Origin of the sequence: Pseudomonas sp. NPDC089406 (assembly GCF_044900265.1) — a bacterium.
In the GTDB taxonomy this organism is placed as follows: Bacteria; Pseudomonadota; Gammaproteobacteria; order Pseudomonadales; family Pseudomonadaceae; genus Aquipseudomonas; species Aquipseudomonas fakonensis.
This window is the reverse complement of the sequence record NZ_JBJDNC010000038.1, coordinates 43,920-59,238: the sequence shown is the minus strand read 5'-3', so window position 1 is coordinate 59,238 and position 15,319 is coordinate 43,920. Positions and strand designations below refer to the sequence as shown.

General features: G+C 64.8%; 12 protein-coding genes. 4 read left to right on the top strand and 8 right to left on the bottom strand.

Annotated elements, in window-relative coordinates:
• Window positions 1-124: 124 nt before the first annotated feature.
• The 7 genes from ACI2KK_RS23015 to gloB form a co-directional block, all read right to left on the bottom strand.
• Window positions 125-1,729 (bottom strand): ABC transporter ATP-binding protein, encoded by a 1,605-nt coding sequence (locus tag ACI2KK_RS23015; protein ID WP_404670751.1) that lies wholly within the window; start codon window positions 1,727-1,729, stop codon window positions 125-127.
• Between the two features lies 1 nt (window position 1,730).
• Window positions 1,731-2,750, bottom strand: coding sequence for an ABC transporter permease (locus ACI2KK_RS23010; protein ID WP_404670750.1), 1,020 nt, complete (start codon window positions 2,748-2,750; stop codon window positions 1,731-1,733).
• Between the two features lies 1 nt (window position 2,751).
• Complete coding sequence (locus tag ACI2KK_RS23005; RefSeq protein WP_404670749.1) at window positions 2,752-3,825, bottom strand: microcin C ABC transporter permease YejB; 1,074 nt, start codon at window positions 3,823-3,825, stop codon at window positions 2,752-2,754.
• A 1-nt stretch (window position 3,826) separates the two neighbouring features.
• On the bottom strand, window positions 3,827-5,659 hold the full coding sequence (locus ACI2KK_RS23000) for an extracellular solute-binding protein (RefSeq protein ID WP_404670748.1): 1,833 nt from the start codon (window positions 5,657-5,659) through the stop codon (window positions 3,827-3,829).
• A complete protein-coding gene (locus ACI2KK_RS22995; protein WP_404670747.1) occupies window positions 5,656-7,485 on the bottom strand; it encodes an extracellular solute-binding protein in 1,830 nt (609 codons plus the stop codon). Before ACI2KK_RS22995 ends, ACI2KK_RS23000 begins: the two co-directional genes overlap by 4 nt.
• A gap of 238 nt (window positions 7,486-7,723) precedes the next feature.
• Window positions 7,724-9,157, bottom strand: a complete 1,434-nt coding sequence (locus tag ACI2KK_RS22990; protein WP_404670746.1) for a transglycosylase SLT domain-containing protein — start codon at window positions 9,155-9,157, stop codon at window positions 7,724-7,726.
• Between the two features lie 100 nt (window positions 9,158-9,257).
• On the bottom strand, window positions 9,258-10,037 hold the full coding sequence (gloB, locus tag ACI2KK_RS22985; RefSeq protein ID WP_404670745.1) for a hydroxyacylglutathione hydrolase: 780 nt from the start codon (window positions 10,035-10,037) through the stop codon (window positions 9,258-9,260).
• An 80-nt stretch (window positions 10,038-10,117) separates the two neighbouring features.
• Here gloB and ACI2KK_RS22980 point away from each other — a divergent pair, with 80 nt between their 5' ends.
• The 4 genes from ACI2KK_RS22980 (at window position 10,118) to ACI2KK_RS22965 (ending at window position 15,013) form a co-directional block, all read left to right on the top strand.
• Window positions 10,118-10,891 (top strand): class I SAM-dependent methyltransferase, encoded by a 774-nt coding sequence (locus ACI2KK_RS22980; RefSeq protein WP_217839419.1) that lies wholly within the window; start codon window positions 10,118-10,120, stop codon window positions 10,889-10,891.
• 13 nt (window positions 10,892-10,904) lie between these two features.
• The gene (gene rnhA / locus ACI2KK_RS22975; RefSeq protein WP_217839418.1) at window positions 10,905-11,345 is read left to right on the top strand and encodes a ribonuclease HI; all 441 of its coding nucleotides are present in this window, start codon (window positions 10,905-10,907) and stop codon (window positions 11,343-11,345) included.
• Between the two features lie 202 nt (window positions 11,346-11,547).
• On the top strand, window positions 11,548-12,303 hold the full coding sequence (gene dnaQ / locus ACI2KK_RS22970; protein ID WP_404670744.1) for a DNA polymerase III subunit epsilon: 756 nt from the start codon (window positions 11,548-11,550) through the stop codon (window positions 12,301-12,303).
• Between the two features lie 460 nt (window positions 12,304-12,763).
• Window positions 12,764-15,013, top strand: a complete 2,250-nt coding sequence (locus ACI2KK_RS22965; protein WP_404670743.1) for an Orn/Lys/Arg decarboxylase N-terminal domain-containing protein — start codon at window positions 12,764-12,766, stop codon at window positions 15,011-15,013.
• On the opposite strand, the gene ACI2KK_RS22960 is transcribed toward ACI2KK_RS22965, so the two are convergent.
• Window positions 14,997-15,215 (bottom strand): hypothetical protein, encoded by a 219-nt coding sequence (locus tag ACI2KK_RS22960; protein ID WP_217839415.1) that lies wholly within the window; start codon window positions 15,213-15,215, stop codon window positions 14,997-14,999. The genes ACI2KK_RS22965 and ACI2KK_RS22960 overlap by 17 nt on opposite strands.
• Window positions 15,216-15,319 lie beyond the last annotated feature (104 nt).

Sequence of the window (15,319 nt, the reverse complement as noted above, 5' to 3'; positions counted from 1 at the left end):
GCCGGTGCCAGCATTCGCCTGTGCCGGCCCTATCGCCGGCAAGCCGGCTCCTACAGGGGGCGCGCTAGATTTTAGAAATTGAACAAGACAGTTGCCCCTACGGGAGTGGGGTAAGGATCAATGGTCAGTGACCGGCCTGCAAAAACGCCGCCTCCAACAACTGCTTCGTATACCCATGCTGCGGCTCATGGAAGATCGCTTGCGCATCCCCCTGCTCAACCACCTGCCCATGCTTGATTACCATCAACTGATGACTCAACGCCTTAACTACTGCCAGGTCGTGACTGATAAACAAATAGGTCAGGTTGTACTTGACCTGCAAATTGCGCAAAAGCTCCACCACCTGCCGCTGCACCGTCCGGTCCAGCGCCGAGGTGGGCTCATCCAGCAAAATCAAAGCCGGCTTCAACACCAAGGCGCGGGCAATCGCAATCCGCTGGCGCTGCCCGCCGGAAAACTCATGGGGATACCGATGCCGCGTACGCGGGTCCAGCCCCACTTCTTCCAGCGCTGCAATGATCGCCGCTTCCTGTTCGTCAGGCGTGCCGATCTTGTGAATCCGTAATCCCTCGCCAACGATATCGGCCACACACATGCGCGGGCTCAAGCTGCCGAAGGGGTCCTGGAACACCACCTGCATTTCCCGGCGCAACGGCCGCACCTGCTTCTGGTTCAAGCCTTCCAGCGCCTGCCCATGGAAGCGAATGCCGCCCTGGCTCGAGATCAAACGCAAGATGGCTAGCCCGAGGGTGGACTTGCCCGAGCCACTCTCGCCAACGATGCCCAGCGTCTGCCCTTGGGGCAGGCTGAAGTTCACCCCGTCCACGGCTTTCACATGGTCCACGGTGCGGCGCAGCAGGCCTTTCTTGATCGGGAACCACACCTTCAAATCCTGCACCTGCAGCAGCGGCGCGCCTTCGGCGTTGGCGGCGGGGGCGCCGCTGGGTTCGGCGTTGATCAGCATCTGCGTGTAGGGGTGCTGTGGCTTGCTGAACAGCGTGGCGCAATCGGCCTGCTCGACGATCTTGCCGCACTGCATTACGCATACGCGGTGGGCGATGCGGCGCACCAGGTTGAGGTCGTGGCTGATCAGCAGCAGGGCCATGCCCAAGCGCGCCTGCAGCGATTTGAGCAGGTCGAGAATCTTCAACTGCACAGTCACATCGAGCGCGGTGGTGGGCTCGTCGGCAATCAGCAGCTCGGGCTCGTTGGCCAGGGCCATGGCGATCATCACCCGCTGGCGCTGGCCGCCGGACAGCTCGTGGGGCAGCGCTTTCAGGCGCTTGTGCGGCTCGGGGATGCCGACCAGCTCCAGCAGCTCCAGGGTGCGGGCGGTGGCGGCCTTGCCGGTCAGGCCCTTGTGCAGCAAGAGGATTTCGTTGATCTGCTTCTCGATGCTGTGCAGCGGGTTCAGCGAGGTCATCGGCTCCTGGAAGATCATCGCGATGCGGTTGCCGCGGATGCGCTGCATGGGCTTTTCGCCCAGGTGCAGCAGGTCCTTGCCGCCGTACTGGATGGTGCCGCTGGGGTGGCGGGCCAGGGGGTAGGGCAGCAGGCGCAGGATGGAGTGGGCGGTGACCGACTTGCCCGAGCCGCTCTCGCCCACCAGGGCCAGGGTTTCGCCCTTGCGGATGTCGAAGCTGATGCCGTCGACCACGCGGTTGACCTGCTCGCCGGTAACGAACTCCACGGCCAGGTCGCGCACTTCGATCAGGGTGTCTTGGCTCATGTCATTTCCTCGGGTCGAAGGCATCGCGGGCGGACTCGCCGATAAACACCAGCAGGCTCAGCATCACGGCCAGCACGGCGAAGGCGCTGATGCCAAGCCAGGGGGCTTGCAGGTTGGACTTGCCCTGGGCCACCAGCTCACCCAACGACGGGGAGCCGGCGGGCAGGCCGAAGCCGAGAAAATCCAGCGCGGTGAGGGTGCCGATGGCGCCGGTGAGAATGAACGGCATGAAGGTCATGGTCGAGATCATGGCGTTGGGCAGGATGTGCCGGAACATGATCGGGCCGTTGCGCATGCCCAGCGCGCGGGCAGCGCGCACGTACTCAAGGTTGCGCCCACGCAGGAACTCGGCGCGCACCACGTCCACCAGGCTCATCCACGAGAACAGCAGCATGATGCCCAGCAACCACCAGAAGTTGGGCTGCACGAAGCTTGCAAGAATGATCAGCAGGTACAGCACCGGCAGGCCGGACCAGATCTCCAGAAAACGCTGGCCGGCAAGGTCCACCCAGCCGCCATAAAAGCCCTGCAGAGCCCCGGCGATCACGCCGATGATGGAGCTGGCGATGGTCAGCGTCAGTGCAAACAATACCGACACGCGGAAGCCATAGATCACCCGGGCCAGCACATCGCGGCCCTGGTCGTCGGTGCCCAGCAGGTTGTCCAGCGAAGGCGGCGCGGGGGCGGGCACTTTGAGGTCGTAGTTGATGCTCTGGTAGCTGAACGGGATGGGCGCCCACAGTACGAAGGCGTCTTTTTTCGCCAGCAGCTCGCGGATGTACGGGCTCTTGTAGTTGGCTTCCAGCGGGAACTCGCCGCCGAAGGTGGTTTCGGGGTAGCGCTTGAAGGCGGGCATGTACCACTGCCCGTCATAGCGCACGGCGATGGGCTTGTCGTTGGCGATCAGCTCGGCGCCCAGGCTCAGCCCGAACAGCACCAGAAACAGCCACAGCGACCACCAGCCTCGGCGGTTGGCCTTGAAGCGCTCGAAGCGCCGGCGGTTGAGGGGGGAGAGGGCCATGTCAATGCTCCCGGCTGGCGAAGTCGATACGCGGATCGACCAGGGTGTAGGTGAGGTCGCCGATCAGTTTCACCACCAGCCCCAGCAGGGTGAAGATGAACAGGGTGCCGAACACCACCGGGTAGTCGCGGTTGATCGCCGCTTCGAAACTCATCAGGCCCAGGCCGTCGAGGCTGAAGATCACCTCGATCAACAGGGAGCCTGTAAAGAAGATGCCGATGAACGCCGAGGGGAAGCCGGCGATCACCAGCAGCATGGCGTTGCGGAACACGTGGCCGTACAGCACGCGGCTGCGGCTCAGGCCCTTGGCCTTGGCGGTGACCACATACTGCTTGTTGATCTCGTCGAGGAAGCTGTTCTTGGTCAGCAGGGTCATGGTGGCGAAGTTGCCGATCACCAGCGCGGTGATCGGCAGCACCAGGTGCCAGAAGTAGTCCAGCACCTTGCCGGTGGTACTCAGCTCGTCGAAGTTGTTGGAGGTGAGCCCGCGCAACGGGAACCAGTCGAAGTAGCTACCGCCGGCAAACAGCACGATCAGCAAAATGGCGAACAGGAACGCGGGTATGGCGTAGCCGACGATGATCGCCGAGCTGGTCCAGACGTCGAAGTGGCTGCCGTGGCGCACCGCCTTGGCAATGCCCAGGGGTATCGACACCAGGTACATGATCAGCGTGCTCCACAACCCCAGCGAAATCGACACGGGCATTTTCTCGGCGATCAGGTCGATGACCTTGGCATCGCGAAAGAAGCTGTCGCCGAAGTCGAAGCGGGCGTAGTTCTTGACCATGATCCACAGCCGCTCGGGCGGCGACTTGTCGAAGCCGTACATGCGCTCGATCTCGGCGATCAGGGCCGGGTCCAGCCCCTGGGCGCCGCGGTAGTTGGAGCCGGCCACCGACACTTCGGCGCCGCCGCCGGCAATGCGGCTGGTGGCGCCGTCAAAACCTTCGAGCTTGGCGATCATCTGCTCCACCGGCCCGCCGGGGGCGGCCTGGACGATGATGAAGTTGATGACGAGGATGCCGAACAGGGTCGGGATGATCAGCAGCAGGCGCCGCAGGATATAGGCCAGCATGTCAGTTGGCCTCGCTGGCGGGCGGCGCTTCGCTGACCGCCGGGGTGACGTTTGGCTTGACCCACCAGGTGTCGATGCCGACGTCGTACTTGGGCGACTTGGCCGGGTGGCCGATGTGGTTCCAGTAGGCCACGCGGTTGGTCTTGATGTGCCAGTTGGGCACCACGTAGTAGCCCCACTGCAGCACCCGGTCCAGGGCGCGGCAGTGGTCCACCAGGCTCTGGCGCGAGTCGGCGTTGATCAACTGCTCCACCAGCTGGTCGATGGCCGGGTCGCGCAGGCCGATGAAGTTGCGGCTGCCGGGGTTGTCGGCGGCGGCGCTGGACCAGAACTCACGCTGCTCGTTGCCCGGCGAGTTGGACTGCGGGTAGCCGCCGACGATCATGTCGAAGTCCCGCGAGCGCAGGCGGTTGATGTACTGCGACACATCCACCCGGCGGATCTCGAAGCCGATGCCAAGGTCTGCGAGATTGCGCTTGAACGGCAGCAGCACGCGCTCGAACTGGGTTTGGGCAAGCAGAAACTCGATGTTCACCGGCTTGCCGGTGGCATCGACCATCTTGTCGTCGACGATCTTCCAGCCGGCTTCTTGCAGCAGCTTGTAGGCCTGACGTTGTTGTTCGCGGATCATGCCGCTGCCATCGCTGACCGGGTTTTCGAAGGCTTCGCTAAATACCTGGTCAGGCACCTTGCCGCGCAGCGGTTCGAGGATTTTCAGCTCGGCGGGCGAGGGCAGGCCGCTGGCGGCCATCTCGGAGTTTTCGAAGTAGCTGTCGGTACGGATGTAGGCGCCGTTGAACAGCTGCTTGTTGGTCCATTCGAAGTCGAACAGCAGGCTCAGCGCCTTGCGTACGCGAATGTCCTGGAACACCGGTTTGCGCAGGTTGAAGATGAAGCCCTGCATGCCCACCGGGTTGCCGTTGGGGATTTCTTCCTTGATCAGGCGCCCGTCGCGCACGGCGGGGATGTCGTAGGCGGTGGCCCAGTTCTTCGCGCTCATCTCCAGCTCATAGTCGAACGCGCCGGCCTTGAGGGCTTCGAGGGCGACGTTGTTGTCGCGGTACACATCGAAGGTCATGGCGTCGAAGTTGTAGAAGCCGCGGTTGATCGGCAGGTCCTTGCCCCAGTAGTCCTTGACCCGCTCGTAGCGGATCGAGCGGCCGGCCTTCACTTCGGCGACCTTGTACGGGCCGCTGCCCAGGGGTATTTCCAGGTTGCCGCGGGTGAACTCGCGGCCTTCGTACCAGTGCTTGGGCAGCACCGGCAACTGGCCGAGAATCAGCGGCAGCTCGCGGTTGTTGTTGTGCTTGAACTTGAACAGCACCTTCAACGGGTCTTCGGCGATGACCTCGGCGACATCGCCGTAGTACTGGCGGTACAGCGGCGCGCCGTCCTTGACCAGGGTGTTGAAGGTGAACACCACGTCTTCGGCGCGCATCGGGTGGCCGTCGTGAAAACGTGCCTCGGGGCGCAGGTAGAAGCGCACCCAGCTGTTGTCGGGGGCCTTTTCGATCTTGCCGGCCACCAGGCCGTACTCGGTGAAGGGTTCGTCCAGGCTCTGGCGCATCAGGGTGTCGTAGATGATGCCGAGGTTGTCGGCGGCCACGCCCTTGTTGATGAACGGGTTGAGGCTGTCGAAGCCGCCGAAGCTGGACTGGCGGAAGGTGCCGCCCTTGGGCGCGTCTGGGTTGACGAAGTCGAAGTGCTTGAAGTTGGCCGGGTACTTGGGGGCTTCGTCGTACAGGGTCAGGGCGTGTTGCGGGGCGGCCAGCGCCGGCAGGGCCAGGCAGCTGAGCAGCAGGCTGGCGGTAAAGGTGCGCAGCGTCGAAATCATTGGGCTTTCTCCGAAGGCTTGATCCACCAGGTGTTCAGCCCGAGGGTGTAGGGCGGCGTGGTGACGAAAGCGAAGCGGTTGCGGTAGGCCAGGCGATGGTTGTCCAGGTACCAGTTGGGGATCATGTAGTACTGCCACGACAGCACCCGGTCCAGGGCGCGGGCGGCGGCCACCTGGTCGTCACGGGTGCGGGCAGCCAGCAGGGTGTCGAGCAGGTGGTCGACCACCGGGTCCTTCACCCCTGCGTAGTTCTTGCTGCCCTTCACCGCGGCCTGGCTTGAGTGGAAGTACAGCCATTGCTCCAGGCCCGGGCTCAGGGTCTGGTTGAGGGTCATCAGGATCATGTCGAAGTCGAACTGGTCGAGGCGTTGCTTGTACTGGGCGCGGTCGACGGTGCGCAGGCGCGCGTCGATGCCCATGCTGGCCAGGTTTTCGACATAGGGCTGCAGGATGCGTTCAAGGTTGGGGTTGACCAGCAGCAGTTCCAGGCGGAACTGGCGGCCCTTGGCATCGAGCAGGCGCTGGCCGTTGAGCTTCCAGCCAGCCTCGGCGAACAGCCCCAGGGCCTGGCGCAGGGTGGCGCGGTTGATGCCGTTGCCGTCGGTGTGGCTCACCTGGTAGGGCTCGGTGAACAGTTTGGCCGGCAACTGGTCGCGAAACGGCTTGAGCAGCAGCCACTCTTTGCCGGTGGGCAGGCCGCTGGCGGTGAACTCGCTGTTGGGGTAGTAGCTGGTGGCGCGCCGGTAGGCGCCGTTGAACAGCGCGCGGTTGGTCCACTCGAAATCGAGCATCAGGCCCAGCGCCTGGCGCACCCGCGGGTCGGCGAAGGCGGTGCGGCGGCTGTTCATGAACAGGCCCTGGGTTTGCGTGGGGATCTGGTGCGGGATCTGCGCCTTGATCACCTCGCCACGGCGCACGGCGGGGAAGTTGTAGCCGTTGGCCCAGTTCTTGGCCTGGTGTTCGATGTAGATGTCGAACTCGCCGGCCTTGAACGCCTCGAAAGCCACCGTGGCGTCACGGTAGAACTCGTACTCGACGCGGTTGAAGTTGTACTTGCCGCGGTTCACCGCCAGGTCCTTGCCCCAGTAGTTCTTCACCCGCTCGAACACCACGCGCCGGCCGGGCACCACTTCGCTGATGCGGTACGGGCCGCTGCCCAGCGGCGGCTCGAAGGTGGTGGCCTTGAAGTCGCGCTTTTGCCAGTAGTGCTTGGGCAGCACCGGCATTTCGCCCAGGCGCAGAATCAGCAGCGGGTTGCCGGCGCGCTTGAACACGAAGCGGATGCGCAGCGGGCCGAGCACGTCGACGCGCTGCACCTCTTGCAGGTTGGTGCGGTACAGCGGGTGGCCGTCTTTGAGCAGAGTGCGGTAGCTGAAGGCAACGTCGGCCGAGGTGATCGGCGTGCCGTCGTGAAAGCGCGCCTCGGGGCGCAGGTTGAACACCACCCAGCTGCGGTCCTCGCTGTACTCCACCGAGCGGGCGATCAGCCCGTAACTGCTGGTGGGCTCGTCGCCCGAGGGGTCGTACATGCCGGTGCCGACCATCAGCGTTTCGTTCAGCTCGCTGATGCCGTACTGCAGGAAATTGGGCGTGGTGACCGGGCTGGACCCCTTGAAAGTGTAGGGGTTGAGCGTGTCGAAGGTGCCAAACGCCATGGCCCGCAAGGTGCCGCCCTTGGGCGCTTGCGGGTTGACCCAGTCGAAATGGGTGAAGCTGGCCGGGTACTTGAGCGTGCCGAACTGCGCGTATCCGTGGCTTTCGCTCACCATCGCGACGGCGGGGAAGCTCAAGGCCAGGCTGAGGGACAGCAGGAGGGGACGTATCAAGTCGGCATCCGATCCAGGGGCGTTGGGCTTGGGTCGGGGTACAGTAACAGCTTGTACAGGCTCGAAAAAGAGCTGCTTCAGAGTGACGATGGATCGGGCGATGCAGCCCCTGTGGGAGCGGGTTTACCCGCGAAGCAGCCTGCGCGATGGATGGCACCGGCGTTGCCGGTGTTCGCGGTGGTCCGGCATCCCGGTAAACCCGCTCCCACAGGAGCGGATTTGGCCACGGACCAGGTGGTCAGTGCGACAGGTAAACGGTCAGCGTCTGCCCGGGCTTGAGGGCATGCCCGCTGCGCGGGTTCCAGCGCTTGAGGTGTTTCATCTCGACGTTGAAACGTTTTGCAACCAGATAGTACGAGTCACCCTTGCGCACCTTGTACTGGGTGGAGCGCTGTTTCGCGTCTGCTACCCGGCTGCCTGCCGCGCTTGGCGCGTTGCCGCCGCGCAGGGCCAGCACCTGGCCAACCTTGAGGCTGTTGCCGCGCATGCCGTTCCAGCTTTGCAGCTGCTTGACCGACACCCGGTTGGCCTTGGCGATGCTGCCCAGGTTGTCGCCACGCTTGACCCGGTAGCTGCGCGCCGCCGGGGCCTTGGCTTCGGCCAGGGCGGCCTGGAACACGGCCTTGTTCGGTTGCAGGCTGATCAGCTCTTCAGGCTTGAGGTTGGACATGCGGTCCGACAGCAGCTGCGCCTTGGCGGTGGGCACCAGCAGTTGCTTGGGGCCGTCCACAGTCATGCGCTTTTTGAACGCCGGGTTGAGCTGGATGAGCTCGTCTTCGTCGATGTCGGCAAAGGCGGCGACCCGCGACAGGTCGAGGCGCTCGTTGATGGCGACGGCTTCGAAGTAGGGTTCGTTGGCGATCGGGTTGAGGTTCACGCCGTAGGCTTCGGGGGTGTTGACCACCTGCGACAGGGCCAGCAGCTTGGGCACGTAGTCACGGGTTTCCTGCGGCAGCGGCAGGTTCCAGTAGTCGGTGGGCAGGCCGAGCTTTTCGTTGCGTTCGATGGCGCGGCTGACCGTGCCTTCGCCGGCGTTGTAGGCCGCCAGGGCCAGCAGCCAGTCGCCGTTGAACATGTCGTGCAGGCGGTTCAGGTAGTCCAGCGCGGCGTTGGTCGAGGCGGTGACGTCGCGGCGGCCATCGTAGAAGCTGGTTTGGCGCAGGTTGAAGTGGCGCCCGGTGGCCGGCATGAACTGCCACATGCCGGCGGCACTGGCCCGCGAGTAGGCCATCGGGTTGTAGGCGCTTTCGATGGCCGGCAGCAGCGCCAGCTCCAGCGGCATGTCGCGCTCTTCAAGGCGTTCGACGATGTAGTGCAGGTAGAGGCTGCCGCGCTCGCCGGCGGTTTCGACGAACGACGGGTTGCTGGCGAACCACAGGCGCTGCTGTTCGATGCGCGGGTTGACGTCGATGCCGTCCTGCAGGGCGAAGCCCTGGCGCATGCGCTCCCATACATCTTGCGGGGCCTGGGCCTGGGGCTTTGCCTTGACCACCAGCGGCGCGGGTTTGTGCTTGATCCGCGCCTGGTAGTTGTGCGCGCGAACGCTGTCGGATTCGTCGAGCTGACGGGTGCTCTGGCAGCCCACCAGTGTGGCGGCCAGCGCCAGTGCACTGATCTGTGCCAGTCGCGTCAGGGCGACCGAATGAGAGGTTCTGCGGCTACGGGAAGACATCGGCTGGGGGTGTTATCCGGGCAAAAAAGTTCGGCGATTCTAGGAACCGCCCCCGGCCGGGTCAACCTTTAGGACACTATCGCGATATATCTTGAGGTTATCAGAACACGTCCTTCCAAGACCTCAAGGCAGCAAAAACAGTGGCTTGGCTTGGGTTGGAATGCCCCTTCCATTCGTCTGCTTTTTGTTTAACGAATGTTTCAGCTGTGCGAAGAAACGGGTTGGTCAGGCGCTCCAGGCCGATGGTCGAGGGCAGGCTGATGCGATTGTCGGCGCGCAACCGGGTAACGTCTTCGAAGCGTTGGCGAACGTGCGGGTTTTGCGGCTCTACGGCGCAGGCAAAACGCAAGTTGCTCAGGGTGTATTCGTGGGCGCAGTACACCTCGGTGGCTTCGGGCAGGGCGGCCAGGCGCTGCAGCGAATGGTGCATCTGCTCCGGGGTGCCTTCGAACAGGCGACCGCAACCGGCGGCGAACAGGGTGTCGCCGCAGAACAGCAGGGGCGTGGGCGTTTGCCCGGTGTAGTAGGCGATGTGGCCGAGGGTGTGGCCGGGCATGGCCAGCACTTCGAATTCATGGCCCAGCACCTGCACGCGGGCGTTGTCGTCCAGGGCCAGGTCACGGGCCGGGATGCGCTCGTGGGCCGGGCCGCAGACGCGGGCGCCGGTGGTCTGCTTGAGCGCCTCGACACCGCCGACATGGTCATTGTGATGGTGGGTGACGAGGATATCCTCGAGCACCCAGCCGGGGTTGTCGCCGAGCCATTTCAGTACCGGTGCGGCATCGCCGGGGTCGACCACCGCGCAGCGGCGATTGGCAGTATCCTGTAACAACCAGATGTAGTTGTCGGAGAAAGCGGGTAGGGCAACGATCTGTATCATGGTGCGATTTCGCCAAGCCTGGACATGGGGGCATCTTAGCCGCGATGGCGCGGCCCGAGAACCTTCCGAGGGATAACGCAATGACCGACCAAGCCTTCGCCCAGGCCGACCCCGAGTGGGTCGAGCTGATCCGCCTGGCCCGCGACTGGTTCGACGGGCCGCTGGGCCAGTTGATGCTCAAAGAGGAAGAAAAGCTGCTGAGCGAAGAGCTCGGGCGCTTCTTCGGCGGCTACCTGGTGCACTACGGCCCCGGCGCCGAAGCGCCGCCCAACGCCCCCCAGGTGCAGCGCAACGTGCGCCTGGGTGCGCCGCTGCCGGGGGTCGAGATCGTCTGCGAAGAGCAAGCCTGGCCGCTGTCGGAGCATGCCGCCGACGTGGTGGTGCTGCAGCATGGCCTGGACTTCAGCCTGTCGCCCCACGGCCTGCTGCGCGAGGCGGCCAGCGCGGTGCGCCCGGGCGGGCACCTGCTGATCGTCGGCATCAACCCCTGGAGCAGTTGGGGCGTGCGCCACCTGTTCAGCCGCGGCGCCTTGCGCAAGGCGCGGTGCATCTCGGCCTCGCGGGTGGGGGACTGGCTCAACCTGCTGGGCTTTGCGCTGGAGAAACGCAGGTTCGGGTGCTATCGTCCGCCGCTCGCTTCACCGGCCTGGCAGCAGCGCCTGGCGGGTTGGGAGCGGGTTGCCGGGGGCTGGCAGAGCGCCGGTGGCGGCGTTTACCTGCTGGTGGCGCGCAAGATGGTGGTTGGCCTGCGCCCGTTGCGCCCGGCGCGCCGCGAACCGATGGGCAAGCTGCTGCCGCTGCCGCTGGCCAAGGTCAACCGCAGCGCCGCCAGCCCCGATACTGACAAGCACTGAACACGAGTGGTACATGAGCGAGAGCGTCGAGATCTACACCGATGGTGCCTGCAAGGGCAACCCTGGCCCGGGCGGCTGGGGTGTGCTGATGGTTTTCAAGGGCGTCGAGAAGGAGTTGTGGGGCGGCGAGCGCGAAACCACCAACAACCGCATGGAACTGATGGCCGCCATCGAAGGGCTCAAGGCCCTCAAGCGTGAGTGCGAGGTGGTGCTGACCACCGACTCCCAGTACGTGATGAAGGGCATCAACGAGTGGATGCCCAACTGGAAGAAGCGCGGCTGGAAGACCGCCGCCAAGGAGCCGGTGAAAAACGCCGACCTGTGGATGGCGCTGGATGAGCAGGTCAACCGGCACAAGGTGACCTGGAAGTGGGTGCGCGGGCATATCGGCCACCCCGGCAACGAGCGCGCCGACCAGTTGGCCAACCGTGGGGTGGATGAGCTGCGCAAGTAGCGTTGAATCGCGTGGGTTGGGGCTGCTGCGCAGCCCTTCGCGGGTAAACCCGCTCCCACAGGATATATACAACCCCTGCAGGCGCCGCCGGGCCTGTGGGAGCGGGTTTACCCGCGAAGGGGCGCAAAGCGGCCCCAATCGCAAGCTGTGGTTGGGTTATACTCCCGCCCCGAATTCAGGCACCGCCAGTTGGAGTCCCCGCGTGGAGCAGCAGCAAGACAAACGCTTTGTCATCCTCGATACCGAAACCACCGGTATGCCGGTGACCGACGGCCACCGCATCATCGAGATCGGTTGCGTCGAGGTCATTGGCCGGCGGCTGACCGGGCGGCATTTCCACGTCTACCTGCAACCTGACCGCGAGAGTGACGAGGGCGCCATCGGCGTTCACGGCATCACCGACGCCTTCCTGGTGGGCAAACCGCGCTTTGGCGAGGTGGCCGAGGAGTTCTTCGAGTTCATTCAGGGCTCGACCCTGGTCATCCACAACGCGGCGTTCGACGTTGGCTTCATCAACAACGAATTCGCCCTGATCGGCCAGCAGGACCGCGCCGATATCTCCCAGCACTGCCCGATCCTCGACACCCTGATGATGGCGCGCTCGCGCCACCCGGGGCAGCGCAACAGCCTCGATGCGCTGTGCAAACGCTATGGCATCGACAACTCTGGCCGTGAGCTGCACGGCGCATTGCTCGACTCGGAACTGCTGGCTGACGTTTACCTGGCGATGACCGGTGGGCAGACCAGCCTGTCGCTGGCCGGCGAGGGGGCCGGTGGCGAGGATGGGCAGGGCAGTGCCGGCAGTGAGATCCGCCGCATCAGCGGGCGTGCGCCGGGGCGGGTGATCCTGGCCAGCGAGCAGGAGCTGGAGGCGCATGCCGAGCGTTTGGCGGCAGTGGCCAAGTCGGCCGGCGGGCCTTCGATGTGGCAGGCGTTGACTGAGCCTGCGGCGGGTTGAGGTTTAAGCAGGCCCGGCCTCTTCGCGGGTAAACCCGCTCCCACAGGGGGCTTGGTTGCCGGGGTATTTTGTGGTCGGCAGGCCCGGCCCTATCGCCGGCAAGCCGGCTCTCATAGAACAAACTACAACTCATTGATTTAGCAGGGGCCTGTGGGAGCGGGCTTGCCCGCGAACACCGGCGAAGCCGGTGCCAGACACCGCGTCGCCCGCTTCGCGGTGGTCCGGCACTCCGGCAAGCCCGCTCCCACAGGTACCGCGGCGGGCTCGTGCCCAGTTCTCTGCGCGACAGCGCAGCCCGAAGGGCTGGGTGATCTCCTACAAGGACCGCATCCCCCTGTAGGAGCCGGCTTGCCGGCGATAGGGCCGGGCCTGGCAGTACAAGGCATTTGCCTTCAACAACGCATCGCCGGCAAGCCGGCTCCTACACTGTGGGTATCGCCCCTGTGGAGGTAGCCGCACGATGTACAAGGACCTCAAGTTCCCCATCCTCATCGTCCACCGGGCGATCAAGGCCGACAGCGTGGCCGGCGAGCGGGTGCGTGGCATCGCCGCCGAGCTGGCCCAGGACGGCTTTGCCATCCTCGCCGCCGCCGACCACGCCGAGGCGCGGCTGGTCGCGGCCACCCACCATGGCCTGGCCTGCATGCTGATTGCCGCCGAAGGCGTCGGCGACAACCACCACCTGCTACAGAACATGGCCGAGCTGATCGGCCTGGCCCGCCTGCGCGCCCCCAACCTGCCGATTTTCGCGCTGGGCGAGCAGGTAACCTTGGAAAACGCCCCGGCCGAGGCCATGGGCGAGCTCAACCAGCTGCGCGGCATCCTCTACCTGTTCGAAGACACCGTGCCGTTTCTGGCTCGCCAAGTGGCGCGGGCGGCGCACAACTACCTGGACGGCCTGCTGCCGCCGTTCTTCAAGGCCCTGGTGCAGCACACCGCACAATCCAACTATTCCTGGCACACCCCCGGCCACGGTGGTGGCGTGGCTTACCGCAAAAGCCCGGTGGGGCAGGCGTTTCACCAGTTTTTTGGCGAGAACACCCTGCGCTCGGACTTGTCGGTGTCGGTGCCCGAGCTGGGCTCGTTGCTCGACCACACCGGCCCCCTGGCCGAAGCCGAGGCGCGGGCGGCGCGCAACTTCGGCGCCGACCACACCTTTTTCGTCATCAACGGCACCTCCACCGCCAACAAGATCGTCTGGCACGCCATGGTCGGGCGCGACGACCTGGTGCTGGTGGACCGCAACTGCCACAAATCGGTGGTGCACGCGATCATCATGACCGGTGCCATTCCCATTTACCTGTGCCCGGAGCGCAACGAGCTGGGCATCATCGGGCCGATCCCGCTCAGCGAGTTCAGCCCCGAGTCGATCCGCGCGAAAATCGCCGCCCACCCGCTGGCCCAGGGTCGCCCGGCCAGGGTTCGCCTGGCGGTAGTCACCAACTCCACCTACGACGGCCTGTGCTACCACGCCGGGATGATCAAGCAGTTGCTCGGTGCCAGCGTCGAGGTGCTGCATTTTGACGAGGCTTGGTTCGCCTATGCAGCCTTCCACGATTTCTTTGCCGGGCGCTACGCCATGGGCACGGCGCGGGCCGATGACGGCCCGCTGCTGTTCAGCACCCATTCCACCCACAAGCTGCTGGCGGCGTTCAGCCAGGCGTCGATGATCCATGTGCAGGACGGCGCCACCCGCCAGCTGGACCGCGACCGTTTCAACGAAGCCTTCATGATGCATATCTCCACCTCGCCGCAGTACAGCATCCTCGCCTCGTTGGACGTGGCCTCGAGCATGATGGAGGGCCCGGCCGGGCGCTCGCTGCTGCAGGAGATGTTCGATGAGGCCCTGAGCTTTCGCCGGGCACTGGCCAACCTGCGCCAGCACATCGCCGCCGACGACTGGTGGTTCAGCATCTGGCAGCCGCCCCAGGCCGAAGGCATCCACCGCCTGGCGGCGCAGGACTGGCTGTTGCAGCCAGGCGCCGAGTGGCATGGCTTTGGCGAACTGGCCGATGACTACGTGCTGCTCGACCCTTTGAAGGTCACCCTGGTGATGCCGGGGCTGAGCGCCGGCGGGGTGCTGGATGAGCACGGCATCCCGGCGGCAGTGGTGGGCAAGTTCCTGTGGGAGCGCGGGTTGGTGGTTGAGAAGACCGGGCTGTACAGCTTTCTGGTGCTGTTCTCGATGGGCATCACCAAGGGCAAGTGGAGCACGCTGCTGACCGAGCTGCTGGAGTTCAAGCGCCACTATGACGCCAATACGCTGCTCAACGAGTGCCTGCCCAGCGTGGTGGCCGGGCAGCCGGCGCGCTACAAGGGCCTGGGCCTGCGCGAGCTGTGCGAGCAGTTGCACGCCTGCTACCGCAGCAATGCCACGGCCAAGCAGCTCAAGCGGCTGTTCACCAAGTTGCCGGAAGTCGCCATGAGCCCGGCACGGGCCTATGACCAGATGGTGCGCGGGGAGGTGGAGGCGGTGCCGATCGGGGAGTTGCTGGGCCGGGTGGCGGCGGTAATGTTGGTGCCGTACCCACCGGGGATTCCGTTGATCATGCCGGGGGAGCGCTTTACCGAGGCGACCCGTTCGATCCTCGACTACCTGGCTTTCGCCCGGGCCTTCGATGAGGGCTTCCCGGGTTTTGTCGCCGACGTGCATGGCCTGCAGCGCGAAGGGCAGGCCTACACGGTGGACTGCATCAAGGAATACGAATGATCTCGACGCCAGTCTGGGCCAGCTCGAAGCGGTCTTCGCCCAGGTAGTTGACCCGGTCGCCGATGGCCAGGCGATAGGTGGTGATCGGCGCACCCTGGGTGCTGCCGTCGGCCTGGAGGGTGGACTCCTGGAATTCGTGCACGGGGTAGATACGGCCTTCGGCGTCGCGGGCGTGGAACTGGCCGACCATTACTGCTGCCATTTTGGGTGGAACCCTCTGAAACGTGTAGGAAATGTCTGTAGGCATAGACCAGCGAAACGCTTGGGAAGTTTTCTGTCGGGTGGAAAAAAACCTAAGGGCCGAGG